Here is a 22,977-nt window from a genome sequence, read left to right as displayed (position 1 = left end):
ACCCGCGCCCGCGCCCGCACCGCGTCGCGGGCGCGGGTGGGGGCGATGGCGCTGGCGGCGCGTACCCCGTCGGAGGCGTCACGGCGGGCGGTGATCGAGGCCCGGTTGCCGGTGCGCCAGTGGCCGGCGCGGCGGTTGCTGGTGACGGCGGTCGACGCGCACTCGGGCGAGTTCGTGGTGTTCGACGCGGACAGTGGGGTGTCGTTGGTGGACGCGGTGGGCGCCAGTTGCGCGGTGCCCGGGGTGTGGCCGCCGGTGACGATCTCCGGCCGCCGGCACGTCGACGGTGGGGTGCGCTCGACGGTCAACGCGGACCTGGCGGCCGGCGCGGAGCGGGTGGTGGTGCTGGCGCCGGTGACGTCGGCGTTCGGGCCGATGCCGCGGCTGGCGGCGCAGGTGGCGGCGTTGCGGTCGGTGGCGCGGGTGGCGGTGGTGTCGCCGGACCGGGCGGCGCGGGCGGCGATCGGCCGCAACGTGCTGGACCCGGCGCGGCGGGCGGCGGCGGCGCGGGCGGGGTTCGCGCAGGCCGAGGCGGTGGCCGCCGAGGTGGCCGGGGTGTGGGGTTGATCCCTTAGGCTCACCGCGCGTCGTCGGTCGATCGGTGGAGGTGCGCGGTGGGTGTGGGTGTCGGTGACCTGGTGGAGGATTTCGCGCTGCCGGACCAGACGGGCGCGTCGCGGCGGCTGTCGGAGCTGCTGGCGGCGGGTCCGGTGGTGTTGTTCTTCTACCCGGCGGCGATGACGCGGGGCTGCACGGCGGAGAGCTGCCACTTCCGGGACCTGGCGGCGGAGTTCGCGGCGGTCGGCGCCCAGCGGGTGGGGATCAGCCGTGACCCGGTGGAGAAGCAGGCGGAGTTCTCGCGGCGGCACGGGTTCGACTATCCGTTGCTCTCCGATGTCGACGGTGTGGTGGCGCAGCGGTTCGGGGTGCGGCGGCGGTTGCCGTTGGGGCCGTTGAGCATGCGGCGGATGACGTTCGTGATCGGGCAGGACCGGCGGGTGCTCGCGGTGATCCACAACGAGTTGGGGATGAACGAGCACGCCGACGGGGCGTTGCGGGCACTGGGGGGTTGATCTTCCGGTTGTCGGGCCCGGCTGGTATCAAGGCAGCAATCAAACACGTGTACGGAAGAGGGCTGTGATGGCGGGCCAGGGTTTGTCCGAGGACGAGGTGCAGGGCATCCGGGAGGCGTTGGCTGCCGGGCGCAAGCCCAAGGTGGTGTTCACCGCCTCGGCGGGTCAGATCGCCGGGCAGGTGGGCCAGGTGGTGGAGCTGACCGACCCCGAGGTGTCCGAGGAGTTCGTGGTGGTGCGCTTCGGCCGCGACGAGTTGCCCTTCTCCCCCGCCGACGTGGCGGTGGCGCCCCGGGGCACGGGGCGCAAGGTGGCCGAGCCGAAGCCGGAGCCGCAGGTGGAGCAGCCGCCGGCCGCGCCGGCGGCGCCGGAGTTCGTGCTGGACCGGGTGCCGGCGCCGCGCCGGGAGGAGTCGAAGGTGGAGCAGCAGGTGGAGGCGAAGCCGGCCCGGCGGGCGGTGAAGGCCGCGAAGCCGAAGGGGCCGGCGGGTCTGACGGTCACCCTGGCGTACGCCGACGGGGAGTGGACGGTGGCGGCGCAGCAGGGCGCGAAGGCCCTGGCGAAGCCGTACGTGGTGAAGCCGGCGGAGGCGCTGAAGATGGTGGCGCTGGTCGACGTGCCCGGGGTGCAGGAGGCGGTGGAGCAGATCCTGGCCTCCGAGCGGGCCGAGGCGGAGCAGCAGGCGGAGAAGCTGCGCGCGGAGCTGGCGGAGATCGAGGCCCGGCTGGCGGAGCTGCGCGAGGCGCGCTGACGGGTACGGCCGCGCGCCGCATCCCGGCCCAGGCCGGGGTGCGGCGCGCAGTCGTCAGTCGGTGGTGCTGTCGCCGCCCTCACTCGCCCGACCACTTCCCGAGCATACCCCCGGGGGGTATGTTCGGTGGAGTCGAAGGGAGGCTCCTGTCATGGATCACGGGACCCATCAGCACCAGGCCACCGCCGGTCACCATCACCCGCCGCCTGCCGGCGCCGCGCCAAGTGCGGCGGCGACGTCCTGGAGCGTGGCCGCGCAGGCCACCCTGCACTGCCTCACCGGCTGCGCGATCGGCGAGGTGCTCGGCATGGTCATCGGCACCGCGCTGGGCTGGTCCGCCCTGCCCACCGTCGTGCTCGCGGTCGCGTTGGCGTTCGTCTTCGGCTACGCGCTGACCATGCGCGGGGTGCTGCGCGCCGGCGTGGACGTGCGTAGCGCGCTGAAGGTGGCGCTGGCCGCCGACACCGTGTCGATCGCGGTGATGGAGATCCTCGACAACGCCGTCATGCTCGCCGTGCCCGGTGCGATGGAGGCCGGGCTGACCAGCTGGGTGTTCTGGGCGTCGCTGGCGTTCGCGCTGCTGGTGGCGTTCGTGCTCACCACGCCGGTCAACCGGTGGCTGATCTCGCGCGGCAAGGGCCACGCGGTCGTCCACTCCTACCACCACGCGCACTGACGCAGAGTCGGCCGGGCCTGCGAACCGAAGGAGGCCCGGCCGACGTGCGGGCGGGCTCAGAAGTAGTCCAGCAGCTGCGCCGCTCCCCCTGAGGCCAGCAGGTCCAAGGCGCCCGGGTCGGTGCCGGCGGCGCGCAGCAGACCGGCGTCGGCGACGGACCGGGCGGTGCCGGCGCCGCTGTAGAGCAGGGCGAAGCCGCGTACCGACAGGTGCAGGCCGGCCTCGGCGGTGACGCGGGTGAGCTGCGCCTCGCCGTCGGCGACCTCCAGCCGCCAGGTGCCGGTGTTCCAGTCGGCGAGCTCGTCGGTGAGGCGGAACTCGACGTGGCCGCGGACGTGGGCCGGCCAGCCACGCGCGGCGACGGCGCGGGTGACGTCGACCGGCCGGTGCATCCACGGTTGTTGTTCGTGCTCGCGCAGGGCTTCCAGCGGCAGGTGGGCGCTGATCGCGTCGCCGTCGAGCAGGCACAGCCGCAGGGTCGGGGCGACGCTGTGCCAGCTGGCCAGGACGGCGACGAGTTCCCGGGCGGCGTCGGCGGTGCAGGCGAAGACCTCCTCGACGGTGAGCACGGCGTCGCCGCCGTAGCCGCGGCCACGGTCCCAGCCGGCGTAGCCGGCGAGCTGCCCGTCGTGCTCGACGAGGGTCAGGCCGTCGAAGGGCAGGCTGTCGCCGCCGTAGTCGCGGTCGAAGAGCGCGCCGCGGCGGGTGAGCAGCCCGCACCGGTCCCGGGCGAGGCGCTCGTAGAGCGCGACGACGGCGGGCAGGTCCGCGGGCGTGCCGGCGCGGACGGTCAGGTGCGGGGCCGGCCGGTGCCGGGGCAGCGCCACCGTGGGCAGGTCGACGGTGCGCAGCACCCCCGCGACGTCCCAGCCGCAGGCGCGGTAGGGGGCGGTGACGGTGGGAAAGAGGGCGCTGACCGCGGCGCCCCGGTCGTGGGCGCCGCGCAGCAGACCGGTGAGCAGGGCGCGGGCGACACCACGGCCCCGGGCCTCGGGCGCGACGGCGACCCCGGCGACGTCCGCGGCGGACACGGCCCGGCCGGACCACCACTGCTCGTGGTGCAGGTCGACGGCCTTGCCCCGCAGCCGGCCGGTGTGGTCGAAGGCGCCGTAGCGGGTCAGGCCGGGCATCGCGGCGGTGGCGTGCGGTGGCGGCTGCGGGTCGGAGCCGAAGGCGTGCCGGCCGAGGTTCCAGGCGTCGGTGAGTTCGTCGTCGGTGAGCTCACGCACGTGCACGGTGTCGGACATCGGGCCACCATAGCGGCGCCGGATCGTGCCGGTGCAGCGATTTTCGGCAGGCAGCTCGCGGGGCCGGTGCGACCCCCTCGCCCCGGCCCCGCGTCCCGCGCCCCCGCAGGTTCAGTGCTGCGGGATGTTCACTACCCCGATCCGCTTGCGGAACACCCAGTACGTCCAACCCTGGTAGGCCAGCACGATCGGGGTGAAGATCACCGCCACCCAGGTCATGATCTTGAGGGTGTAGGGGGTGGAGGCGGCGTTGGTGGCGGTCAGCGTGCCGGCGGCGTCGAGGGTGGAGGGCAGCACGTTCGGGAACAGCGCCGCGAACAGGGTCGCCACGGCCAGGCCGATCGCGACGGCGGTGCCGGTGAACGCCCAGCCCTCCCGGCGTACCCGGGCGGCGGCCAGGCCACCGAGCAGGGCGAGCGCCGCGCCGACGGCGAGCACGACGGCGGCCGCGCTGTTGCGGATGCTCAGCGTCCAGGTCAGGAACGCCACCGCGGCCACCGCGGCGCCCACGCCCAGGCGCACGGCGAGCGCGCCGGCGCGCTGCCGGACCTCGCCGGTGGTCTTCAGGGCGATGAACACCGCGCCGTGGGTGAGGAACAGCGCCGCGGTGGTCACCCCGCCGAGCAGCGCGTACGGGTGCAGCAGGTCGACCAGGCCGCCGACGTACTCGTGCTCGGCGTCCAGCGGCACACCGCGCAGGATGTTGGCGAAGGCGACGCCCCACAGCACCGCCGGTACGACGGAGCCGACGAAGATGGCGGTGTCCCAGCGGCGCTTCCAGGACGCCTCGGGGCGCTTGTGCCGGTACTCGAAGGCCACCCCGCGGGCGATCAGGGCGAGCAGGATCAGCAGCAGCGGCAGGTAGAAGCCGGAGAAGAGGGTGGCGTACCACTCGGGGAAGGCGGCGAACATGGCGCCGCCGGCGGTGATCAGCCAGACCTCGTTGCCGTCCCAGACCGGGCCGATGGTGTTGATCAGGACGCGGCGTTCCCGGTCGTCGCGGCCGAGGACGGGCAGCAGCATGCCGACGCCGAAGTCGAAGCCTTCGAGGATGAAGTAGCCGGTGAAGAGCACGGCGACGAGGAGAAACCAGACGGTCGTCAGTTCCACGGGTGGGCTCCGGATCAGTAGGCGAAGGCGAGCGGGCGCTCGGCGTCGTCGTGGCTGTCGTCGATCGCGGGATCGGGGGTGAGGTCGGGTACGCCGGCGCGGGCGTAGCGGACCAGCAGCTTGAACTCGATCACCGCGAGGGTGGCGTAGATCAGCGTGAAGGCGGTGAACGAGGTGAGCACCTCGGCCAGCGAGACGCTGCGGGACACGCCGTCGCGGGTGAGCATCTCGCCGAAGACGATCCAGGGCTGGCGGCCCATCTCGGTGAAGATCCAGCCGAAGGAGTTGGCGAGCAGGGGCAGCACCGGCATGACCAGGCCGGCGCGCAGCAGCCACCGGCTGGTGGGGGTGCGGCCCTTGCGCTGCGACCAGAGCACCAGCAGGGCGATCGCGGCGGCGGCCAGCCCGAAGGCGATCATGAAGCGGAAGCTCCAGTAGGTGACCGGGATGATCGGGGTGTAGCTGCCGGCCCCGTACTGGGCGGCGTACTGGGCCTGCAGGTCGTTGATGCCGTGGACGGTGCCGTTGGGGTCGCCGGTGCCCAGGTACGACAGCAGGTACGGGATCTTGATGGCGAACAGCTCGCGGGTGCCGTCGAGGCTGCCCACGGTGAGCACGGAGAACGAGGCGGGGCTCTCGGTGGTGTAGAGGCCCTCGGCGGCGGCCATCTTCATCGGCTGCACCTGCGTCATGATCTTGCCCTGGATGTCGCCGGTGATCACCACCAGGGTGGCGGAGACCAGCACCACCCACGAGCCGAACTTCGTGGCGAACCGGTACGCCCCGGTGTCGGCGCTGCCGCGGTTGCGCATCAGGTGCCAGAGCCCGACGGTGACCACCAGCGAGCCGGCGACCAGGAACGAGCCGGCCAGGGTGTGCGGGAAGGTGATCAGCGCGACCTTGTTGGTGAGCACGGCGACGAAGTCGGTGAGTTCGGCGCGGCCGGTCTCCGGGTTGATCCGGTAGCCCACCGGGTTCTGCATGAACGAGTTCGCCGCGAGGATGAAGTAGGCGCTGAGGTTGGTGCCGATGGCGGCGGCCCAGATGCTGGCCAGGTGCGCCCGCTTCGGCAGCCGGTCCCAACCGAAGATCCACAGGCCGATGAAGGTCGACTCCAGGAAGAACGCGACCAGGGCCTCGATCGCGAGGGGAGCGCCGAAGATGTCACCGACGAAGCGGGAGTAGTCGCTCCAGTTCATGCCGAACTGGAACTCCTGCACGATGCCGGTGACCACGCCCATCGCGAAGTTGATCAGGAAGAGCTTGCCGTAGAACTTGGTGAGCTTGAGGTAGCGCTCGTTTCCGGTGCGGTGCCACAGCGTCTGCAGGATGGCCACCAGCACGGACAGGCCGATGGTCAGCGGCACGAATAGGAAGTGGTAGACGGTGGTGACACCGAACTGCCAGCGGGCGACATCCAACGCGTCCACCAGGAACCCCCAGCTGTTCATACTACGAGACGTAGTAAATACTACTGCGCGTCGTAGAGATTCGGGCAGGGCCGGGGGTCCCGAGCCGGCCCGGGACCAATGACCCTGATCACCTCTGCCACCCGACCCGGGATCGGTGCCCGCCCTCACCCGGGGACGTGCGACCATCCAGCACTGATGGACACCCCGACCGCCACCTGGCGGCCGCCGCTGTTCTGGCGCGCCGTACAGGTCCTCGCCCGCCTCCTCGTCGCCCTGCTGGCCCGGCTGGAGGTCAGCGGCGACGTGCCCGAGCACCTGCGCCGCGGCCCGCTGATCCTGGCCGCCAACCACATCAGCCCGTTCGACCCGGCCGTCCTCGCCGCGGCCTGCCGGACCCGCGGCATCGCCCCCCGGATCATGGCCACCGGCGGGCTCTTCCGCGCCCCGGTCGTCGGCGCGCTGATGCGCCACGCCGGGCACCTGCGCGTCGACCGGGGCACCGCCGCCGTGCACCGGGCCCTCGACGACGCCGCCGCCGCGGTCGCCCGCGGCTCGGTAGTGCTGGTCTATCCCGAGGGCCGCATCGGCCTGGACCCCGGCCTGTGGCCCGAACGGGGCAAGACCGGCGCCGCCCGGCTCGCCCTGGCCTGCGGCGCCCCGATCGTCCCGGTCGCCCAGTGGGGCTCGCACGAGGTGCTGCCCTACCGGGCACCCAAGGGCGTGCTGCGTGGCGCCGCCCGGTCGCTGCTGCGCCGGCCGGTGATCCGGGTGCGCTTCGGCGAACCGCTCGACCTGCACGACCTGGCCCACGGCGCGCCTGGCGCCGCGCGCCGCGGCACAGACCGGATCATCGACGCGATCACGGACACCCTGGTGCCGCTGCGCCCCGACGAGCCGGACCGGCCCCGGCACGTCGACCCGGGCCGCCCCGTCGACACCAGCCGCGCCCACCGCCGCCGCCCGGCGGCCTGAACCCCGCCGGGCGGCGTGACCTCAGCCGCGCGGCGTGATCACCCGCCGGCGGCGTCCAGGAGCGGCACCAACTGCTCCTCCTCGTACGCCAGGTGCGCCTGCACCTGGCCGGTCAGGCGGTCCACCTCCCGGCCCAGCACGACGGGGTCCACGGCGGGAGTGGCCAGGACCGCGCGCAGCTCGTCCAGCAGCGCCGCCATCGCCCGGTGCTCGGCGGCGAGCCGGTCGAGCACCGGAGCGAGATCGGGCCGCTCGTACGCCAGCCAGGCGAAGATGCCCCCGTCCTCGCGCTGGTGGTGCCCGTGCAGCCCCTCGCAGAGGGTCAGGCAGTTCACCCGCAGCTGCGCCCCGATGGTCGGCCCCGCCGCCGCCACCTCCTGCCGGATCAGGTCGAGCTCCCGGCGGAACGCGTCGTGCACGGCGATCAGCGCCGCGCCCGGCGGGCCGGGCGGCGGGCTCGGCGGGCCCGGCAGCGGCTCCAGCGCCACCACCGGCAGCCGGCGGCCCGCCCGGTCCTGATAGTCGGCCCACCCCGGGTCGGCCTCGGCGGCCCGGGCGAAGGCGCGGTCGCGGTCGGCGTCGGTGAGCACCTCGGCGCGGGCCCGGTAGGTGAAGACCCCGTCCTCCACGGTGACCAGCGGGTCGGCCACCAGGTTGCGGAACCACTGCGGGTGCCGCGGCGCGCCCCCGGCGGAGGCGATCACCAGGACCCGGTCGCCGTCGGGCAGATAGCCCAGCGGGGTGGTGTGCTCGGCGCCGGTACGCGCCCCGGTGGTGGTGAGCAGCAACAGTCGGGCGCCCTCGAACCAGCCGCCGACACGGCCGGCGTTGGCGCGGAACTCCTCGATGATTGGGGTGTTGAAGTCGTTCGGCATGTGGTGTGGAAACTCCGGGCAGGTGAGCGCGCCGCGCGGCGGCGCGGTGGGTGCGAGAAGGCGGGGAGCGCGGACGTCGACGGACGGCACGCGCGGCAGGCGGCACCGACGGGCGAACCGTGGTGCGTGAGAATCGCGGAGGCGTCGCGGCGAAGGCGACGGGCGGAGCGCACGTGGCGGGCCTCGGGCCCACCCGGGGCTCACGCGCCGGCCGGGTGTCCTGTCCGCTTGTGGCCCATGGCCGACCCGGCAGTCACGACATCGACCCTAGTGTCCGCTCCCGGTGCCGGGCAACCCGGAGTTGCCCTCGCGGGGCCCGGAACGGTGAGACCCTGCCCGCAGGCGTTCCACCAGGAAAGGCGGGCAGACATGAGCGAGCAGACGGTGCTGGTGACCGGCACCTCCACCGGCATCGGCCTGGAGATCGCGCTGGGCTGCGCGCGCGCCGGCTGGCGCACCGTGGCCACCATGCGCGACCTCGGGCGCGCCGACCGGCTGCGCGCCGCCGCCGACGCCGCCGGGGTCGCCGACCTGATCGACGTACGCCGCCTCGACGTCACCGACGCCGACTCGGCCGCCACCGCCGTGGCCGAGACCGTGGCCGCGTACGGGCGGCTCGACGCGGTGGTCAACAACGCCGGCGCCGGGCACGTCGGCACCCTGGAACAGGAGACCGTCGAGGACGTGCGCGCCGTCATGGAGGTCAACTTCTTCGGGGTGCTGCACGTCAGCCGGGCCGCGCTGCCGCACCTGCGGGCCAGCCGGGGCCGGCTGGTCAGCGTCACCAGCGTCGGCGGGGTCGTCGGGCAGCCGTTCAACGAGGCGTACTGCGCCGCGAAGTTCGCCGTCGAGGGGTTCATGGAGTCCCTCGCGCCGGTCGCGGCGGGCGTCGGGGTGACCGTCGCCGTGGTCGAGCCCGGCCCGGTGGCCAGCGAGTTCGTCGCCAACATCGACATCGACCGGGACCGCGCACTCGAGCAGGCCGGGGTGTACGCCCCGGCGCTGCGCGCGTACCTCGACCGCAGCGGTCGGACATTCGCGGCGGCGCAGTCCCCGGCGGACGCCGCCACCGTCGTCGTCGCGGTCGTCACCGGCCCGACCCCGGCGCCGCGCACGCAGACCTCGACGACGGCGCGGGAGTTCGTCCGGGTGAAGCTGGCCGACCTCGCCGGGACGGCGGTCATCGACCTGACCGGCGGCTGGCTGCGCTGACCCGCCCTACCCGGCGGCGAGGAAGCGGCGCAGGGAGCCGGTCAGCGCCGCCACGAACTGCTCGCGCACCGGCGCGCCGACGAGGTCCAGCGACAGGTACGGGTTGAGGTCCTCCAGCTCCACCAGCAGCAGCGCGCCGTCGGCGGTGCGGCAGGACACCCGCACGCCCCCGGCCGGCGCGACCGCCCGGAACGCCTCGTACGCCTCCCGGTAGGCCAGCACCGGGCCGCTGTTGCGGACCACCACCGCGTCGAAGCGGCCCATCAGCGCGGCCGCCTCCCGCGGATGGCACAGCGCCAGGTCGAAGTCCTCCCGCAGCCGGGAGGTCAGATACACGTCCTCGTCGCCGTAGCGGCGGCCCTGCGCCGGATAGGCCAGGTCCGTGACGAACAGGATGCTGGGCCGCACGCGCGTCTCCCCCGCCTCACGCCTGGTAGCGGCGGGCGCGCCGCGACCAGCGGTGGACACCGTACTCGGCACTCGGCGGCGACGCGTGGGTGCTCGTCGGGAGCCGAGTCAGCAGCGACTGCGACCGGGCCTGCATGTGCCTGTGCAGGTAATGGTGTCCATCGACATCCGATCCTCGCGGGCCGGTCATCCGCGGGCCACCGGCGCGAGGCATACTGCGCTGCGTGCTGACCCCCGGCTACCTCGACGCGCCCGCGCCGCTGGCCTTCGCCCACCGTGGCGGCGCCGCCGAGGGCGACGAGAACACCGTCGAGGCGTTCACCCGGGCGATCGGCCTGGGCTACCGGTACGTCGAGACCGACGTGCACGGCACCGCCGACGGCGTGGCGGTGGTCTTCCACGACGCCAGCCTGCAGCGGGTCACCGGCGAGCGGGGACGCATCGCCGACCTGCGCTGGTCCGACCTCGCCTCGGTACGCGTCGGCGGCGCGGCGGTCGTACCCCGGCTCGACGAGGTGCTGGCCGCGTGGCCGCAGGTGCGGTTCAACATCGACGTGAAGGCCGACGGCGGCGTGGAGCCGACGGTCGAGACGGTGACGCGGGCCGGCGCGGCCGAGCGGGTGCTGCTGGCGTCGTTCAGCGACGCCCGGCTGATCCGGCTGCGGGCCCTGACCGAGGGTCGGGTCGCGACCGGTCTCGGCATGCGCGGGGTGGCCCGGCTGCGGCTGGCGTCGCTGCACGGGTGGCGGCTGCGGCTGCCGCCCTCGGTGGTCGCCGCGCAGGTGCCGCCGCGCTACGGCCGGGTGCCGGTGGTGGACCGCCGGTTCCTCGCCTACTGCCACCGGTTGGGCCTGCAGGTGCACGTCTGGACGATCGACGAACCTGCCGAGATGCACGACTTACTTGATCGTGGTGTGGATGGCATCATGACCGATCACGTCGGCGTGCTGCGCGACGTCTACCGCAGCCGCGGCCACTGGGCCGCCTGAGTACCGGCAAAGGAAGCCCGATGGCCGAGACCGTCACCCCCGCGGTGCAGGAGCCACCGCCGGCGAGCACCCGTCGGGAACGCCGTGGCTGGTACCTCTACGACTGGGCCAACTCGGCCTTCCAGACCACCGTCATCACGGTCTTCCTCGGCCCGTTCCTCACCACCGTCACCGAGCTGGCGGCCGGCTGCGAACTCGGCGCGGACAGCTGCGACGGCTACGTGCACCCGCTGGGCATCCGGGTCGCGGCCGGCTCCTACTACCCGTACCTGATCTCGCTGTCGGTGTTCCTGACCGTCTTCGTGCTGCCGGTCGTCGGGGCGATCGCCGACCGGTCGGTGCACAAGAAGCGGCTGCTGGCCGGCGCGGCGTTCACCGGCGCCGGGGCGACCATCGCGATGGCCTTCGTCACCGGCGAGCGGTACCTGCTCGGCGGGGCGCTGTTCCTGATCGCCAACATCGCCTTCGGCGCGGCCGTGGTCGTCTACAACTCGTTCCTGCCGCAGCTCGGCGGCCCCGACGAACGCGACGGCATCTCCAGCCGCGGCTGGGCCATCGGCTACCTCGGCGGCGGGCTGCTGCTCGCGCTGAACCTGGTCGCGGTCTCCATGCTCGGCGAGGAGGGCAACCCGCAGCGCACCCTGGACCTGGCCCGCTGGTCGATCGTGTCCGCCGGCGTGTGGTGGGCGCTGTTCACCCTGGTGCCGCTGCGCTGGCTGCGCGAGCGCCCCACCGCCGCGGCGCTGGCCGGCGGCGGCAACGTGCTCACCGACGGCTTCCGGCAGCTCGGCCGCACCCTGCGCGAGATCAAGGCGTACCCGCTGACGCTGTTCTTCCTGCTCGCCTTCCTGGTCTACAACGACGGCATCCAGACCGTGATCACCCTGGCCAGCCAGTACGGCACCGAGGAGCTGAAGCTGGAGCAGAGCACCCTGATCGTGACGATCCTGCTGGTGCAGTTCCTCGCCTTCGGCGGGGCGCTCGCCCTCGGCGCGCTGGCCCGGCGCATCGGCGCGTGGAAGACGGTGCTGCTGTCGCTGGTGCTCTGGACCGGTGTGATCATCGCGGCGTTCCGGCTGCCTGCCGAGGCGCCGCTGCCGTTCATGGCCCTCGGCGCGGCGATCGGCCTGGTCCTCGGCGGCAGCCAGGCGCTGAGCCGATCGCTGTTCAGCCAGCTCATCCCCGCCGGCAAGGAGGGCGAGTACTACGGCTTCTACGAGATCAGCGACAAGGGCACCAGCTGGCTCGGGCCGCTCGCCTTCGGCCTGGTGTTCCAGCTCACCGCCTCCTACCGGGTGGGCCTGGTCTCACTGCTGATCTTCTTCGTCCTGGGCTTCGTGCTGCTGGCGGCGGTGCCGATCCGCCGGGCCATCGTCGCGGCCGGCAACACCCCGCCCCGGGTGCTCTGAGCCCAGCCGATCGGGGCGCCTCGATGGACTAGGCTGCCCCGACGTGACCGACGACGCCGCTGCCGCCCCCACCTGCCTGGCCCGACCCCTGCCGGGTCCGGACGAGAACGGCATCGGCTGTGCCGCCGCCCGCGGTGTCGACGGGCGGCCGCTGCACGCCGCCGCGCTGAAGTTCTTCTGGGGGCCGATGGACTGCGGCAAGTCCACCATGGCGTTGCAGATGAACTACAACCACGCCCGGCAGGGCCGCCGCGGCCTGGTCACCACCCGCATCGACCGGTCGCTGGGCCCGCAGGTCACCAGCCGCATCGGCCTGGCCCACTCCGCCGTCGAGGTCACCGACTCGCTCGACCTGCGCAGGCTGGTCCGCGACACCTGGGCCGAGGGGGTACGCGTCGACTACCTGATCTGCGACGAGGCCTCCTTCTACAACGTCGAGCACGTGGAGCAGATGGCCGAACTGGTCGACGGCTACGACGTCGACGTGTACGCCTTCGGCCTGGCCACCGACTTCCGGTCCTGCCTCTTCCCGGCGGCGCAGCGGCTGTTCGAGCTGGCCGACGAGGTGGCCCGGATCCAGATCGAGGTGCTCTGCTGGTGCGGCCGGGAGGGGCTGCTCAACGCCCGGGTGGTCGACGGGCGGGTGGTCCGCGAGGGCGCGCAGGTGGTCATCGGCGACACGGCGGAGACCGCCGAGGTGCGCTACCAGGTGCTCTGCCGGCGTCACTACCGCTCCGGCGACCTGGGCCCGCGCTCCTAGAACGGGTCGCCGCAGACCCGCCACTCGCCGTCCTCCTTGATCACCGGCAGGCGGCGTTCCTCGCCGGCCCCGCCCTCGCGGGTGACGCGGACGGTCACCTCCCCGATCGGGCGGCCGGCCTTGGTGCGCACCGACACGTCCAGGATCTCGTAGCCGGTGACCACCGGCGGGGTCCGCACCCAGCCGGCGAAGCCGACCTCGCTCCACCGGCTGCGGGCCTGTGCGCACAGCCGGTCGTAGGCCCGCTCGACCTCGCCGGCGGACAACTCCTGGAAGAACCCGTCGGCGGTCTCCCGCACCGGTCCGCCCGCCTGGGTCACCACCTGCATGTTCCAGGCCCCCAGCCCGGCCACGCCGACCAGGCACAGCAGCATCGTCAGGCCACCGAGCAGCAGACCGGTACGCACCGGCCGGCGGGGCCGGGCCGGTCGGTGCCACGCCTGCTGACCGCCCATCACCTGCGACCGTATGCCGCACCGTCCGATCCGCGCAGGAACATCGCCCCGGTCGTGACGAGGGGGCCGGGCCGGCGGCGCGGCTGCGGGCGCGGCGGCCCTGCTGCCGATATGCCGCCGAGCGAAGCCGTGCGGTACCTGTCAGCAGGTGTCAGGTACCTGCGGCAGGCTGCCGGTCATGACAGTCACCGCCGACCTCGCCATGGTCAACCTGGACAGCCCCGACCCGGCCGCGCACGCGGAGTTCTACCACCGCGTCCTGGGCTGGAAGATCACCCACAGCGAAGCCGAGTACGCCATGATCAGCAGCCCCGACGGCGTCTCGGTCGGGTTCGGCCGGGTGCCCGGCTTCGTTCCGCCGCGCTGGCCCGACGAGACCTCCGCCAAGCGCTACCACCTCGACCTGTACGTCGACGACCTCACCGCCGCGGAGCAGGAGTTCGTGGCGGCGGGCGCGACCAGGCCGGAGTTCCAGCCCGGCGACGGGCGCTGGGTGGTGCTGCTCGACCCGGTGGGCCAGCCGTTCTGCATCTGCCCCCGCCCGCAGGGCTGACGCACCGTCCCGGCCGGGTCACCGGGCCCGGCCGGGTCCCCGACAGCGACCGCCACCTGCGCCCGGCCCGCAGAGAGGTGATCGAGGGTGAGCACCTCCCGGGCCAGCTTCGCCGGCCGGCGCCGGGGCAGCCCGGTGACCGCCGTGCCCAGCCGGATCCGCCCGGTGCGCCCGGCGATCGCGGCCAGCAGCAGCCACGGGTCGAAGGTGGGCGGGTCGACGCCGTCGTGGTGGATCAGGTAGTCCTCCAGGAACACCGCGTCCCAGCCGGACCGCTCGGTCAGCTCGCCGAGCTCCACCAGCAGGGCTGCGCTCATGCCCCGGCCCCCACAGGGGATCTCCAGTCCGTGTCGCATCCCCGCACCGTACGAGCGTGGGCCGACACGCGCCCGGCGTAGACCGTGGCTCAGCCGCGGCGGCGGGCCCGGGCCGCCCAGATCACGTACGCCGGGTCGCGGTCGAGGTTGTGCCGGTCCCGGTCGTAGCGGCGGGTGGTGCGGGGGTCGGCGTGCCCCATCGCGTCCTGTACGTCCTCCAGCGGCACGCCCTCGGCGCGGGCGGTGGTGGCGAAGGCGTGCCGCAGCGAGTGCGGGGACAACTTGGCTGCCGCCGGGATGCCGGCGACCTGGGCCAGCCGGCGGACCAGCCGGAACACCGAGTGCCGGTCCAGCCGGCCGCCGGTGGCGGTGGCCAGCAGCGGGCCGGTGAGCTGCTCCACGGCCACCCCCTGCGCGGCGGCCCGGGCGGCCAGGTACGCGTCCACGGCGTACGCGGTGCCGGGGGTCAGCGCCCGGCGGCGCGGCTTGCCGCCCTTGCCGACGAACCGCACGCTGCGGTGCCCCCGCTCGGCGCCCAGGTCGTCGAGGTTCAGCGAGACCAGCTCCCCGACCCGCAGGCCGAGGTCGGCGAGCAGGGCGATGGCGGCGCGGTTGCGGGCGGCGGTCGGGCCGGTGTCGGCGTCGGCGGCGGCCAGCAACGCGTCCACCTCCTCCGGGGTGAGCCCGACCGTGGCCGAGTGGTCCCGGTCGACGCGCGGCCGGTCGGCGCCGGAGACCGGGTTGGCGTCCACCGCCCGCAGCTTGACCAGGAACTCGTACCAGCTGGAGAGCGCGGAGAGCTTGCGGGCCACGGTCGCCGGGGTCAGCGGCCGGCCGGTCCGGGCGCCCAGGGTGGCCTCCAGATCGCGGCCGTAGGTGTTGACGTCCAGGAAGTTGGCGTGCAGCGGGTCGAGGTCGCGGGCGGCGCACCAGGCCAGCCAGCCGGCGATGTCCCGCCGGTACGCGGCGCGGGTGTGCTCCGACAGCCGCCGGTTGCGCAGCCACGCCTCGGTGAAGTCGACCGGCCCGCTCGGCAGGGCGGGCCGGGCCGAGGCGTGGGACAGGACCGGGACGTCGGAACGCAGCATGTGAAAAAGGCTCTCAGCCCCGGCGGCCAATGACCACGAGGCGCGCCCGAGCGGATTGCCAGCGGCGCGCTACCGTCGTCGGGTGCGCGCCAGCCGGCTGGTCTCCCTGCTGCTGCTCCTGCAGGCCCGGGGGCGGATGACCGCCCAGGAGATCGCCGACGCGCTGGAGGTCTCGGTACGTACCGTCTACCGCGACGTCGAGGCGCTCGGCGCCGCCGGCGTCCCGGTGTACGCCGACCGGGGCCCGGCCGGCGGCTACCGGCTGCTCGGCGGCTACCGCACCCGGCTGACCGGGATGACCTCCGACGAGGCCGCGGCGCTGTTCCTGGCCGGGGTGCCCGGGCCGGCCGCGGAGCTGGGCCTCGGCGCGGTCCTCACCGCCGCGGAGCTGAAGCTGCGGGCGGCCCTGCCGGCGGGCCTGGCCGACGAGGGCGACCGGATCCGGCAGCGGTTCCACCTGGACGCGCCCGGCTGGTTCCGGGACCCGGAACCCACCCCGCACCTGAGCGCACTGGCCGAGGCGATCTGGGCGGACCGCCTAATCGAGGTCCGCTACCGGCGGTGGAAGCGCCCCCGCGAGGTGAGCCGGGTGCTGGCGCCGCTGGGGGTGGTGCTCAAGGCCGGCCGCTGGTATCTGGCGGCCCGCGCCGGGGAGCAGGTGCGCACCTACCGGGTCGGGGCGATCCTGGCGTTGACCGTGCTCGACGAGCGGTTCGACCGGCCCGCCGACTTCGACCTGGCCGCCTCGTGGCGGGAGTGGGCCGACCGGTACGAGCGCGGCGTCTACCGCGACGAGGCCCGGGTGCGGGTCACCACCGCCGCGCTGGAGTTCATGACGTACGTCTTCCCGCCCGCGATGAGCCGGGCGGCCCGGGCGGCGGCGGGTGAGCCGGACGCGCACGGCTGGCTGCACACGACGGTGCCGATCGAGTCGGTGCGGCACGGGCACACCGAGCTGCTGAAGCTGGGTGCGCAGGTGGAGGTGCTCGCCCCGGCCGAGCTGCGGCAGCTGATGGCGGCCAGCGCCCACGCGATGGCCGCCATCTATCCGCCGCCGGCGTACCCCACCGCCGGCGGTGCCTCCGTCACGCGGTGAGCTGCTTGTGCCCGTTGCCGGCGTTGACGGTGACCCGGCGGGGCTTGGCGCGCTCCGCGATCGGGATGCGCAGCGTCAGCACCCCGTTGTCGTACCCGGCCTCGAGGCGGTCGGCGTCGAGGGTGTCGCCGAGGAACAACTGCCGGGTGAAGGTGCCCATCGGGCGTTCGGCCGCGACCAGTTCGACGTTCTCGCCGGTGGGGCGGCGTCGCTCGGCGCGGACGGTCAGCACGTTGCGCTCGACGGTGCAGTCGATGCTGTCGGGGTCGACGCCGGGCAGGTCGAACGCGGCGTAGAAGTGGTCGCCGTCGCGGTAGGCGTCCATGTGCATCACCGCGGGACGGCTGGTGGTGCCGAAGAACTGCTCGGCGAGCCGGTCGATCTCACGGAACGGGTCGGTACGCATCAGCATGGTCGTGCCTCCTCGGTTCTCCTGGCCGAAGGTCCTCACAGTTGAGTCTGACGGGCTCAACTTCCTCTTCTCTATTTAGCGCGTCGTACGCGCGGCGTCAACTCGCCGCGGAGGAGCTTTTCGAACCAGTGCTCGGCGTACCTGTCGTCGTTGTAGGCGGGGATCTCGACGTACCCGTGCCGGGCGTACAGGGCGCGGGCCTCGACCAGGTCGGCGCGGGTGTCGAGCCGGATCCGGTCCGCGCCGAGGGTCCGGGCGTGCCGCTCGGCGGCGGCGAGCAGGGCGGCGCCGCCGCCGTGGCCCCGGTGAGCGGGATGGACGAAGACCCGGGTCAGCTCCGCCCAGCCGGGGCGCAGCCGCAGTCCTGCGCAGCCGGCGGCCCGGCCGTCGCGGTACGCCACCAGCAGCAGCCCGTTCGGCGGGACGAGGTCGTCGCTGGGCGACTCGGCCATCGCCGCCTCGACCTCGCCGGGCCGGACGGGCCGGCGATGGAAGCGGCGGACGATCTCCTCGAAGTACCGCCCCAGCAGGTCCGCCGCGTCAGGGTCGGTGGGCCGGGCCGGCATCGAAGTCCACGTGGTACGCACCCGTCGATCCTCGCGCCGAGGTCAACGCAATTCCGTCGTGGCCCGTGACGTGACGGCGGCGCCCCCGCATCGGGGGCGCCGCCGTCACGCGTCGCTCGTCAGCGGGACCGCTTCGGCAGGAAGGCGATCAGCACCGCGGCGACCGCCAGGTGCATCGCGCCCAGCATCACCTTGGCGCCGGTGGTGGCCTCGGTGGCGAACACGGGGACGAGGGAGACCAGGGCGATCAGCACCGCGAGCGTGATCCAGATGACGCCGGCCCGCCGGCCGGCGAAGCGCTCCAGCAGGGCCAGTCCCGCCCAGCCCACCAGCGCCGAGCCGAGGGAGAAGATGACGACCGGCACCAGGTTGACGACGAACGCCGGTTGCCCAGGGTTCTCCACGGTGTAGTCGACTCCGGCTACCGCGCCCACGATCCAGAGCACGACGCAGGTGAGGACGGTGACGGCCACGCCCAGGGCGCGGCGGCGCAGGGAGGGGGTGGTGGTGGCGGGATGGGTGGTCGCGGTCATGCGTGCTCCTCGATCGGGGAACCAGACAGGTGCGACCGTATCAAATAATCTCGTTCGGAACTATCCTGCCCGGAACTAGCAGGCGGGGCGGACTCCGCAGGCCCCGTTGCCGGCGAGCCGGCCGCCGACCAGGGTGCTGATCGCACGCAGAAACACGGCGCGGTCGGGCTCGGGCAGCGTGGACAGCACGTCCTGCTGGATCCGGCCGGCGATCTCCTGCGCCTGGCCGAGAACCTTCTCACCGTCCGGGGTCACCTCGACCAGCCGGGCCCGCCGGTCGGTCGGCGAGGGCAGCCGGCGCGCCAGCCCCGCGCCCTCCAACTGGTCCAGCGTCACCACCATGGTGGTCTTGTCGATCCCGCACAGCTCGCCGATCTGCCGCTGGGTGAGCCCACCGGGCCGGGCCTTCAGCAGCACGCAGTGCGCCCGCGGGGAGATGCCCAGCCGGGCCAGGCCGGCGGCGTGCTCGGCCATCAACGCGTGACTCGCCCAGGAGAGCAGGAACATCAGGTCGGGTGGGCCACCGGGCGAGCGCGAGGTCATGCCCCGAGGCTAACAAGACCGTCCGGAAGCAGATGGTTTCCGTCCCGGACGGATCAGGGGCCGATCCGCCAGTAGATGCCCTGCTCACGGGCAAGCAACTGCTCGTCCACCAGATAACGACGCAGGGTCACGTGGTCGGCGTCGCCGCCGTCGCACCAGCGCCGCAGGATCTCGTCGACCGCCCGTTCCGGGTAACGCACGCCCGGCTCGAACGAGCCCACGACGCGGTCCAGCAGCACCCGCCGCCGGCCGCGCTGGGCCGGCAGCCGCACCAGCACCCCGTCGCGCAGGAAGGTGCGCAGCACCCGCTCCGCCGGTTCCCGGGCGGCGGGGGCCGCCGCGACCGGCGCGCGGGCGGCCTCCCGGAGCAGGTCGGCGTCCACCCGCAGGTCACCGTCCGCGCCGGCCACCACCCCGGCCTCGACCAGCCGCCGCAGCGCGGTGACCACCTGCCGGACCGGCAGGCCGGTACGGTCGGTGACCGCCGACGCGTCGGCGGCGCCGAGCACGATCGCCGCGAAGACCTGTCGCCGTACGTCGTCGGCGAGGGCACCCGCCAGAACCTGGGCCGTCATGCCGGCCACCCTGCCAGCCCCGTCCCCGTCGGCGCCAGGCGAATTCCGGGCCCGCTCAACCGGCGGTCTCCTCGGCCCGCAGGGAGACCCGGCGCAGCAGGTCGGCCAGGAGCCGGCGCTCGTCCGGGCTGAGCACGCCGAGCAGCCGGTGTTCCTCGTGCCCGATCACTTCAATCGCCGCGTGCCAGGCCGCGCGGCCCGCGTCGGTCAGCTCCACGTCGACCCGCCGCCGGTCGACCGTGGACGGGAGGCGCCGCACGAAGCCGCGCCGGACCAGGGCGTCGACCCGGGCGGTCACCGAGGCCGGCGCCATCGCCATGTCGTCGGCCAGTTCGCCGGGGGTGGCCCGGCCGCGCCGCCCGGCCAGGGCGTGCAGCGTGTCGTACTCGTGCGCGGGCAGACCCAGCTCGGCCAGGGAGCGGTCCTTGACCGCGCGCAGGTGCCGGGTGAAGCGGGACATCCGGCTGACCGCGCCCTCGATGTCGGGGTCGAGCTCCGGCAGCACGGGCAGCCAGCGCTCGATGTGCCGATCGGTGCGGTCGCGTGCGGTCATGACCGACACTGTACGTCGACGGCTAAATATTCGTTGACGAAATGTTCGGTGTCGAAATACCTTGTGAGGGTGACTCATCCCCTCCGGACGCGCCCCTTCCGGCTGCTCTTCCTCGGCCGTACCGTCAGCGCCCTGGGCGACGCCGTCGTACCGGCCGCCCTTGCCCTGGCGGTGCTGCGGGCGGGCGGCTCCGCCGGCTCGCTGGCGCTGGTGCTGGCCTGCGCGATGGTCCCCCGGCTGCTCCTGCTGCCCCTGGGCGGCGTGGTGGCCGACCGCTTCCACGCCCAACGGGTCGCCGTGGTCACCGACCTGGTGCGCTGCGCCGCCCAACTCGCCGTCGGGGTGGAACTGCTCGCCGACGCCCCCTCGCTGACCCACGTGGCGGTGGCCTCCGCGCTCGGCGGCGCCGCCTCCGCCTTCGCCATCCCCACCGCGGCGCCGCTGGTCGCCGGGACCGTGCAGGCCGACGGGCGGCAGCGCGCCAACGCCCTGCTGGGGGTCACCGCCAACGCCAGCCGGCTCGCCGGACCCGCCCTGGCCGGCCTGCTGATCTGGGCAGCCGGGCCCGGCTGGGCGTTCGTCCTCGACGGGATCTCCTTCGCCGTGAGCGCCCTGCTGGTGGCCGCGATCCGGGTGCGGCACGTGCCGGTGCCGCACCGCTCCCTCGCCGCCGACCTGGTGCGCGGCTGGCGGGAGGTGCGCGGCGGGGACTGGTACTGGACCAGCCTTGTCGGGCACGGGGTGTGGAACGGTGCCGCGGCCGTGCTGATGACCCTCGGCCCCGCGGTCGCCGTGGACCGCCTCGGCGGGGAGGGCGTGTGGGTGCTCATGCTCCAGGGCGGCGCCGTCGGCATGCTGGCCGGGTCACTGGCGGCCAGCCGGTTCCGGCCCCGCCGGCCCGTCCTGGTCGGCAACCTCGCCCTGGCCACGTACGCGGTCCCGCTGGCACTGCTGGCCGCCGCCGCGCCCGCCCCGGCGGTGATCGCCGCGTACTGCCTCGCGCTGACCGCGCTGGGCTTCCTCAACCCGATCTGGGAGACCGTGGTGCAGGGGCAGTTCCCGCCCGAGGTGCTGGCCCGGGTCACCTCGTACGACTGGCTGATGTCGCTGGGGGCGATGCCGATCGGCTACGCCGTGGCCCCGCTCGCCGCCGACGCCTGGGGCACACCCGCGCCGCTGGCCGGGGCGGCGGTGCTCGTCGCGCTCGCCTGCGCCGGCACCGCGGCCGTGCCCGGCGTACGCCGACTGACCTGGCCCGCCGCGCCGGCGCCGCAACGGGCCGGCGCGGCGGTGGGCTGACCGGTCAGAGCAGGTGGCCGGTGGTGGCGTCCACGTGATCGGGGACCTCGTCGTGCCGATCCCCCACGCTGGACGTGCCGGACGGCTCGAACATCAGGATCGACGCCCCGCCCGCCGACGACGGCCGGTGCGACACCCCGCGCGGCACCACGTACACCGCGCCGCGGGGCAGCACCACCGTCCGCTCCCCCGCACCGTCGCGCAGCGCGATCCGCAGCTCCCCGTCGAGAACCAGGAAGAACTCGTCGGTCTCGTCGTGGACGTGCCAGACGTGCTCCCCGGCCACCTTGGCGATCCGCACGTCGTAGTCGTTGACCCGGGTGACGATCCGCGGGCTCCACAACTGGTCGAATCCGGCCAGCGCCACCGCCAGGTCGATCGGCTCATCGCTCATCGGCCCATCCTGGCACCGTCACGCCCGCGCCGGTGTCCCCGGCGGGCTCAGAGGAAGCGGTGCATGATGTGCAGGCCCACCCGCTTGCCGTCCGGCAGCGCGAACGCCTCCGGCACGGTGCCGATCACCGTGAACCCGAGCCGCCGGTACAGCTCGACCGCCCAGGTGTTGGACTCGGCCACCGCGTTGAACTGCATCGCCGCGTACCCCTGCCGGCGGGCCCAGTCCAGGGCGTACTCGACCAGCGCCCGGCCGACGCCCCTGCCCCGCGCGCCGGCGGACACCATGAAACTGGCCGTGGCGACGTGCGCGCCCGGCCCGGGCTTGTTCGGGCCGATCTTCGCCGTGCCGAGGACCCGGTCACCGTCGAGGGCGACCACGGTCACCCCCGGCGGCGCCTCCACCCACATGGCGCGGGCCGACTCCTCGCTCAGCCCCGGGTCGTACACGAAGGTGTCCGCCGCGACGACCACCTCCTGCACGATCGGCCAGACCTGCGGCCAGTCGGCGTCGGTGAACTCTCTGATCAGCATCGGGGGAAGTTAACCCCTGCGGCGCCGGCGTCGCCAACCGATTGCCCGTCCGCCACCCGCTCGCGCCCGCCGGTCGTACCGGAGCGATCCTCAGACCGCCGTCGCCACCACCACGAATTCGCCGTCATCCCCCGCACCCACGGGCTCTCCCTGCCAGCCACCGTCGATGCGCTGCATCCGGAAACCCGCCTCCGCGAGCGAGCCCCGCAACTCCTGCTCGGTGCGGAACCGCAGCACGGCGTCGCCGCGCCGCTCGCCGTCCGGGAAGCGGAAGTGGCGGGTGAAGTGCACGACGCCGGCGTGGGCGGCGCTCACCCGGGTCCAGGTCAGCACGTCGGTCCCGTCGGGCAGGCGGACCCGGCGGCGGGAGTCGACCGGGTTCCACCGCTCCCAGCGCCGGTCGGCCGGGTCGCGGGAGTCGAAGAGCAACCGACCGCCCGTACGCAACGCGCGGCGCAGGGCGGCCAGGACCCGCCGCCACTCGTCGTCGTCCACCACGAACTGCGCGACGTGGCTGGTCATCAGCGCTACGTCGTACGCCCCGGCGGGCAGCACCTCCGCGCCACCTTCGACCCAGGTGACCCGGTCCGCGCCGGGCTTGGCGCGGGCCGCGTCCAGCGAGGCCCGGGCCGGGTCGACACCGGTGACGGTGTGCCCGGCGGCGGCCAGGGCGAGCGCCAGCCGGCCGGTGCCGCAGCCGAAGTCCAGCACGCGGCAGGGCGAGGTGCCCACCTCGGCGAGGAAGAAGTCGTCGTCGCGGCCCCACGGGCACTCGACGTCGTAGACCGCGACGAGGCGGGGATCGGTGAACTCCGCGTTGCGCACCGCCGCACGCTAATCAACGGAAGGCGGTCGCGACGAGCCAGTATCAGCCTTCGTCTCTCCCGGACTGTGCACAGTGTCGGTACCGACCGATACGGTCCGCACATGGTCGGCAGCAGAACGTGCAAGCGGTGCCGCAAGGTCCGAGGCCCCTTGTGTGCGTCATGCAATGCGGTCCTGGGCCACTTCAAAGACTCACCCGCCACCCTCACCGCAGCCCTGCGCTACCTCGGCAACCCCTCAATCCCTACCTCGACATAGGAAAATAACAGAACAGACATTATGATGCATTGCCACTTTGCCCGTTATGTCCGGACCGTTTACAGGATTGCTATTACCGACAA

General features: G+C 73.8%; 29 protein-coding genes and 1 pseudogene. 13 read left to right on the top strand and 17 right to left on the bottom strand.

Annotated elements, in window-relative coordinates; all coding sequences use genetic code 11:
* The 4 genes from ACSNN7_RS02220 to ACSNN7_RS02205 all read left to right on the top strand — a co-directional run.
* Positions 1-567: patatin-like phospholipase family protein (locus ACSNN7_RS02220; RefSeq protein ID WP_436678802.1), on the top strand; the 567-nt coding region annotated here is incomplete at its 5' end.
* A gap of 47 nt (positions 568-614) precedes the next feature.
* Entirely contained in the window at positions 615-1,073 is a 459-nt protein-coding gene (locus tag ACSNN7_RS02215; RefSeq protein WP_436678801.1) for a peroxiredoxin, read from the top strand.
* A gap of 67 nt (positions 1,074-1,140) precedes the next feature.
* On the top strand, positions 1,141-1,824 hold the full coding sequence (locus ACSNN7_RS02210) for a hypothetical protein (protein WP_436678800.1): 684 nt from the start codon (positions 1,141-1,143) through the stop codon (positions 1,822-1,824).
* Between the two features lie 151 nt (positions 1,825-1,975).
* Positions 1,976-2,500 (top strand): DUF4396 domain-containing protein, encoded by a 525-nt coding sequence (locus ACSNN7_RS02205; RefSeq protein WP_436678799.1) that lies wholly within the window; start codon positions 1,976-1,978, stop codon positions 2,498-2,500.
* Positions 2,501-2,556: 56 nt separating this feature from the next.
* Here ACSNN7_RS02205 and ACSNN7_RS02200 read toward each other — a convergent pair whose 3' ends face one another.
* The 3 genes from ACSNN7_RS02200 to ACSNN7_RS02190 form a co-directional block, all read right to left on the bottom strand.
* Complete coding sequence (locus tag ACSNN7_RS02200; protein WP_436678798.1) at positions 2,557-3,747, bottom strand: GNAT family N-acetyltransferase; 1,191 nt, start codon at positions 3,745-3,747, stop codon at positions 2,557-2,559.
* A 111-nt stretch (positions 3,748-3,858) separates the two neighbouring features.
* On the bottom strand, positions 3,859-4,857 hold the full coding sequence (gene cydB, locus ACSNN7_RS02195; protein ID WP_436678797.1) for a cytochrome d ubiquinol oxidase subunit II: 999 nt from the start codon (positions 4,855-4,857) through the stop codon (positions 3,859-3,861).
* Between the two features lie 14 nt (positions 4,858-4,871).
* Positions 4,872-6,287, bottom strand: a complete 1,416-nt coding sequence (locus ACSNN7_RS02190) for a cytochrome ubiquinol oxidase subunit I (RefSeq protein WP_436678810.1) — start codon at positions 6,285-6,287, stop codon at positions 4,872-4,874.
* A gap of 177 nt (positions 6,288-6,464) precedes the next feature.
* Between ACSNN7_RS02190 and ACSNN7_RS02185 the strand changes: the two genes are divergently transcribed.
* The gene (locus ACSNN7_RS02185) at positions 6,465-7,241 is read left to right on the top strand and encodes a lysophospholipid acyltransferase family protein (RefSeq protein WP_436678796.1); all 777 of its coding nucleotides are present in this window, start codon (positions 6,465-6,467) and stop codon (positions 7,239-7,241) included.
* A 38-nt stretch (positions 7,242-7,279) separates the two neighbouring features.
* Here the strand turns inward: ACSNN7_RS02185 and ACSNN7_RS02180 are convergent, their stop codons facing one another.
* Positions 7,280-8,116, bottom strand: coding sequence for a nitroreductase/quinone reductase family protein (locus tag ACSNN7_RS02180; RefSeq protein WP_436678795.1), 837 nt, complete (start codon positions 8,114-8,116; stop codon positions 7,280-7,282).
* 369 nt (positions 8,117-8,485) lie between these two features.
* On the opposite strand from ACSNN7_RS02180, the gene ACSNN7_RS02175 reads away from it, so the two are divergent.
* Complete coding sequence (locus tag ACSNN7_RS02175; RefSeq protein ID WP_436678794.1) at positions 8,486-9,328, top strand: SDR family NAD(P)-dependent oxidoreductase; 843 nt, start codon at positions 8,486-8,488, stop codon at positions 9,326-9,328.
* 6 nt (positions 9,329-9,334) lie between these two features.
* Here the strand turns inward: ACSNN7_RS02175 and ACSNN7_RS02170 are convergent, their stop codons facing one another.
* Complete coding sequence (locus ACSNN7_RS02170) at positions 9,335-9,736, bottom strand: hypothetical protein (protein ID WP_436678793.1); 402 nt, start codon at positions 9,734-9,736, stop codon at positions 9,335-9,337.
* A 224-nt stretch (positions 9,737-9,960) separates the two neighbouring features.
* On the opposite strand from ACSNN7_RS02170, the gene ACSNN7_RS02165 reads away from it, so the two are divergent.
* The 3 genes from ACSNN7_RS02165 to ACSNN7_RS02155 are packed head-to-tail and all read left to right on the top strand — an operon-like array spanning position 9,961 to position 12,894.
* Positions 9,961-10,725, top strand: a complete 765-nt coding sequence (locus ACSNN7_RS02165; protein WP_436678792.1) for a glycerophosphodiester phosphodiesterase — start codon at positions 9,961-9,963, stop codon at positions 10,723-10,725.
* Positions 10,726-10,745: 20 nt separating this feature from the next.
* Entirely contained in the window at positions 10,746-12,134 is a 1,389-nt protein-coding gene (locus tag ACSNN7_RS02160; protein WP_436678791.1) for an MFS transporter, read from the top strand.
* Positions 12,135-12,177: 43 nt separating this feature from the next.
* Positions 12,178-12,894, top strand: a complete 717-nt coding sequence (locus ACSNN7_RS02155) for a thymidine kinase (protein WP_436678790.1) — start codon at positions 12,178-12,180, stop codon at positions 12,892-12,894.
* Here ACSNN7_RS02155 and ACSNN7_RS02150 read toward each other — a convergent pair.
* Positions 12,891-13,349 carry an Rv0361 family membrane protein gene (locus tag ACSNN7_RS02150; RefSeq protein ID WP_436678789.1) on the bottom strand — a complete coding sequence of 153 codons (459 nt, stop codon included), beginning with the start codon at positions 13,347-13,349 and terminating at the stop codon, positions 12,891-12,893. The two genes, ACSNN7_RS02155 and ACSNN7_RS02150, sit on opposite strands and share 4 nt — an antisense overlap.
* 178 nt (positions 13,350-13,527) lie before the next feature.
* Between ACSNN7_RS02150 and ACSNN7_RS02145 the strand changes: the two genes are divergently transcribed.
* The gene (locus ACSNN7_RS02145; protein WP_436678788.1) at positions 13,528-13,902 is read left to right on the top strand and encodes a VOC family protein; all 375 of its coding nucleotides are present in this window, start codon (positions 13,528-13,530) and stop codon (positions 13,900-13,902) included.
* Positions 13,903-13,991: 89 nt separating this feature from the next.
* Here the strand turns inward: ACSNN7_RS02145 and ACSNN7_RS02140 are convergent.
* Both ACSNN7_RS02140 and ACSNN7_RS02135 read right to left on the bottom strand, forming a co-directional pair.
* Positions 13,992-14,219: pseudogene (locus ACSNN7_RS02140) on the bottom strand (LLM class flavin-dependent oxidoreductase); the annotation flags it as partial.
* An 89-nt stretch (positions 14,220-14,308) separates the two neighbouring features.
* Positions 14,309-15,307, bottom strand: coding sequence for a tyrosine-type recombinase/integrase (locus tag ACSNN7_RS02135; protein WP_436678787.1), 999 nt, complete (start codon positions 15,305-15,307; stop codon positions 14,309-14,311).
* A gap of 82 nt (positions 15,308-15,389) precedes the next feature.
* Here ACSNN7_RS02135 and ACSNN7_RS02130 point away from each other — a divergent pair, with 82 nt between their 5' ends.
* The gene (locus ACSNN7_RS02130; RefSeq protein WP_436678786.1) at positions 15,390-16,403 is read left to right on the top strand and encodes a helix-turn-helix transcriptional regulator; all 1,014 of its coding nucleotides are present in this window, start codon (positions 15,390-15,392) and stop codon (positions 16,401-16,403) included.
* Here the strand turns inward: ACSNN7_RS02130 and ACSNN7_RS02125 are convergent.
* From ACSNN7_RS02125 to ACSNN7_RS02100, 6 genes are all read right to left on the bottom strand, one after another.
* Positions 16,393-16,815: an Hsp20/alpha crystallin family protein gene (locus ACSNN7_RS02125; RefSeq protein ID WP_436678785.1), complete on the bottom strand. Its 423-nt coding sequence runs from the start codon at positions 16,813-16,815 to the stop codon at positions 16,393-16,395. The two genes, ACSNN7_RS02130 and ACSNN7_RS02125, sit on opposite strands and share 11 nt — an antisense overlap.
* Before the next feature lie 71 nt (positions 16,816-16,886).
* Complete coding sequence (locus ACSNN7_RS02120; protein ID WP_436678784.1) at positions 16,887-17,402, bottom strand: GNAT family N-acetyltransferase; 516 nt, start codon at positions 17,400-17,402, stop codon at positions 16,887-16,889.
* A 98-nt stretch (positions 17,403-17,500) separates the two neighbouring features.
* Entirely contained in the window at positions 17,501-17,914 is a 414-nt protein-coding gene (locus ACSNN7_RS02115) for a DUF6069 family protein (RefSeq protein WP_436678783.1), read from the bottom strand.
* Between the two features lie 75 nt (positions 17,915-17,989).
* The gene (locus tag ACSNN7_RS02110; protein WP_436678782.1) at positions 17,990-18,457 is read right to left on the bottom strand and encodes a MarR family winged helix-turn-helix transcriptional regulator; all 468 of its coding nucleotides are present in this window, start codon (positions 18,455-18,457) and stop codon (positions 17,990-17,992) included.
* Positions 18,458-18,510: 53 nt separating this feature from the next.
* Positions 18,511-19,032 carry a DUF2087 domain-containing protein gene (locus ACSNN7_RS02105; protein WP_436678781.1) on the bottom strand — a complete coding sequence of 174 codons (522 nt, stop codon included), beginning with the start codon at positions 19,030-19,032 and terminating at the stop codon, positions 18,511-18,513.
* A gap of 55 nt (positions 19,033-19,087) precedes the next feature.
* Positions 19,088-19,585 carry a MarR family winged helix-turn-helix transcriptional regulator gene (locus ACSNN7_RS02100; protein ID WP_436678780.1) on the bottom strand — a complete coding sequence of 166 codons (498 nt, stop codon included), beginning with the start codon at positions 19,583-19,585 and terminating at the stop codon, positions 19,088-19,090.
* A gap of 69 nt (positions 19,586-19,654) precedes the next feature.
* Here ACSNN7_RS02100 and ACSNN7_RS02095 point away from each other — a divergent pair, with 69 nt between their 5' ends.
* Positions 19,655-20,884, top strand: a complete 1,230-nt coding sequence (locus ACSNN7_RS02095) for an MFS transporter (RefSeq protein ID WP_436678779.1) — start codon at positions 19,655-19,657, stop codon at positions 20,882-20,884.
* Between the two features lie 4 nt (positions 20,885-20,888).
* Here the strand turns inward: ACSNN7_RS02095 and ACSNN7_RS02090 are convergent, their stop codons facing one another.
* The 3 genes from ACSNN7_RS02090 to ACSNN7_RS02080 all read right to left on the bottom strand — a co-directional run bounded on the left by ACSNN7_RS02090 (position 20,889) and on the right by ACSNN7_RS02080 (position 22,636).
* Positions 20,889-21,278 carry a cupin domain-containing protein gene (locus tag ACSNN7_RS02090; protein ID WP_436678778.1) on the bottom strand — a complete coding sequence of 130 codons (390 nt, stop codon included), beginning with the start codon at positions 21,276-21,278 and terminating at the stop codon, positions 20,889-20,891.
* A 47-nt stretch (positions 21,279-21,325) separates the two neighbouring features.
* On the bottom strand, positions 21,326-21,811 hold the full coding sequence (locus tag ACSNN7_RS02085; protein WP_436678777.1) for an N-acetyltransferase family protein: 486 nt from the start codon (positions 21,809-21,811) through the stop codon (positions 21,326-21,328).
* Positions 21,812-21,901: 90 nt separating this feature from the next.
* Positions 21,902-22,636, bottom strand: a complete 735-nt coding sequence (locus tag ACSNN7_RS02080) for a class I SAM-dependent methyltransferase (protein WP_436678776.1) — start codon at positions 22,634-22,636, stop codon at positions 21,902-21,904.
* A 102-nt stretch (positions 22,637-22,738) separates the two neighbouring features.
* On the opposite strand from ACSNN7_RS02080, the gene ACSNN7_RS02075 reads away from it, so the two are divergent.
* On the top strand, positions 22,739-22,894 hold the full coding sequence (locus ACSNN7_RS02075) for an endonuclease domain-containing protein (RefSeq protein WP_436678775.1): 156 nt from the start codon (positions 22,739-22,741) through the stop codon (positions 22,892-22,894).
* The last annotated feature ends 83 nt before the right edge of the window (positions 22,895-22,977 follow it).

This window comes from Micromonospora sp. URMC 105 (genome assembly GCF_051386295.1).
Taxonomy (GTDB): Bacteria; Actinomycetota; Actinomycetes; order Mycobacteriales; family Micromonosporaceae; genus Micromonospora.
The sequence above is the reverse complement of the archived record's forward strand: the minus strand, read 5'-3'. Positions and strand labels throughout refer to the sequence as shown.

Coding starts and splice junctions, on each gene's coding strand:
- ACSNN7_RS02200 (WP_436678798.1), bottom strand. CDS start 3,747: ATGTCCGACACCGTGCACGTGCGTGAGCTCACCGACGACGAACTCACC.
- ACSNN7_RS02135 (WP_436678787.1), bottom strand. CDS start 15,307: ATGCTGCGTTCCGACGTCCCGGTCCTGTCCCACGCCTCGGCCCGGCCC.
- ACSNN7_RS02105 (WP_436678781.1), bottom strand. CDS start 19,032: ATGACGGCCCAGGTTCTGGCGGGTGCCCTCGCCGACGACGTACGGCGA.
- ACSNN7_RS02100 (WP_436678780.1), bottom strand. CDS start 19,585: ATGACCGCACGCGACCGCACCGATCGGCACATCGAGCGCTGGCTGCCC.
- ACSNN7_RS02185 (WP_436678796.1), top strand. CDS start 6,465: ATGGACACCCCGACCGCCACCTGGCGGCCGCCGCTGTTCTGGCGCGCC.
- ACSNN7_RS02180 (WP_436678795.1), bottom strand. CDS start 8,116: ATGCCGAACGACTTCAACACCCCAATCATCGAGGAGTTCCGCGCCAAC.
- ACSNN7_RS02150 (WP_436678789.1), bottom strand. CDS start 13,349: ATGGGCGGTCAGCAGGCGTGGCACCGACCGGCCCGGCCCCGCCGGCCG.
- ACSNN7_RS02110 (WP_436678782.1), bottom strand. CDS start 18,457: ATGACCTCGCGCTCGCCCGGTGGCCCACCCGACCTGATGTTCCTGCTC.
- ACSNN7_RS02090 (WP_436678778.1), bottom strand. CDS start 21,278: ATGAGCGATGAGCCGATCGACCTGGCGGTGGCGCTGGCCGGATTCGAC.
- ACSNN7_RS02175 (WP_436678794.1), top strand. CDS start 8,486: ATGAGCGAGCAGACGGTGCTGGTGACCGGCACCTCCACCGGCATCGGC.
- ACSNN7_RS02085 (WP_436678777.1), bottom strand. CDS start 21,811: ATGCTGATCAGAGAGTTCACCGACGCCGACTGGCCGCAGGTCTGGCCG.
- ACSNN7_RS02115 (WP_436678783.1), bottom strand. CDS start 17,914: ATGACCGCGACCACCCATCCCGCCACCACCACCCCCTCCCTGCGCCGC.
- ACSNN7_RS02205 (WP_436678799.1), top strand. CDS start 1,976: ATGGATCACGGGACCCATCAGCACCAGGCCACCGCCGGTCACCATCAC.
- ACSNN7_RS02160 (WP_436678791.1), top strand. CDS start 10,746: ATGGCCGAGACCGTCACCCCCGCGGTGCAGGAGCCACCGCCGGCGAGC.
- ACSNN7_RS02210 (WP_436678800.1), top strand. CDS start 1,141: ATGGCGGGCCAGGGTTTGTCCGAGGACGAGGTGCAGGGCATCCGGGAG.
- ACSNN7_RS02075 (WP_436678775.1), top strand. CDS start 22,739: ATGGTCGGCAGCAGAACGTGCAAGCGGTGCCGCAAGGTCCGAGGCCCC.
- ACSNN7_RS02145 (WP_436678788.1), top strand. CDS start 13,528: ATGACAGTCACCGCCGACCTCGCCATGGTCAACCTGGACAGCCCCGAC.
- ACSNN7_RS02125 (WP_436678785.1), bottom strand. CDS start 16,815: ATGCTGATGCGTACCGACCCGTTCCGTGAGATCGACCGGCTCGCCGAG.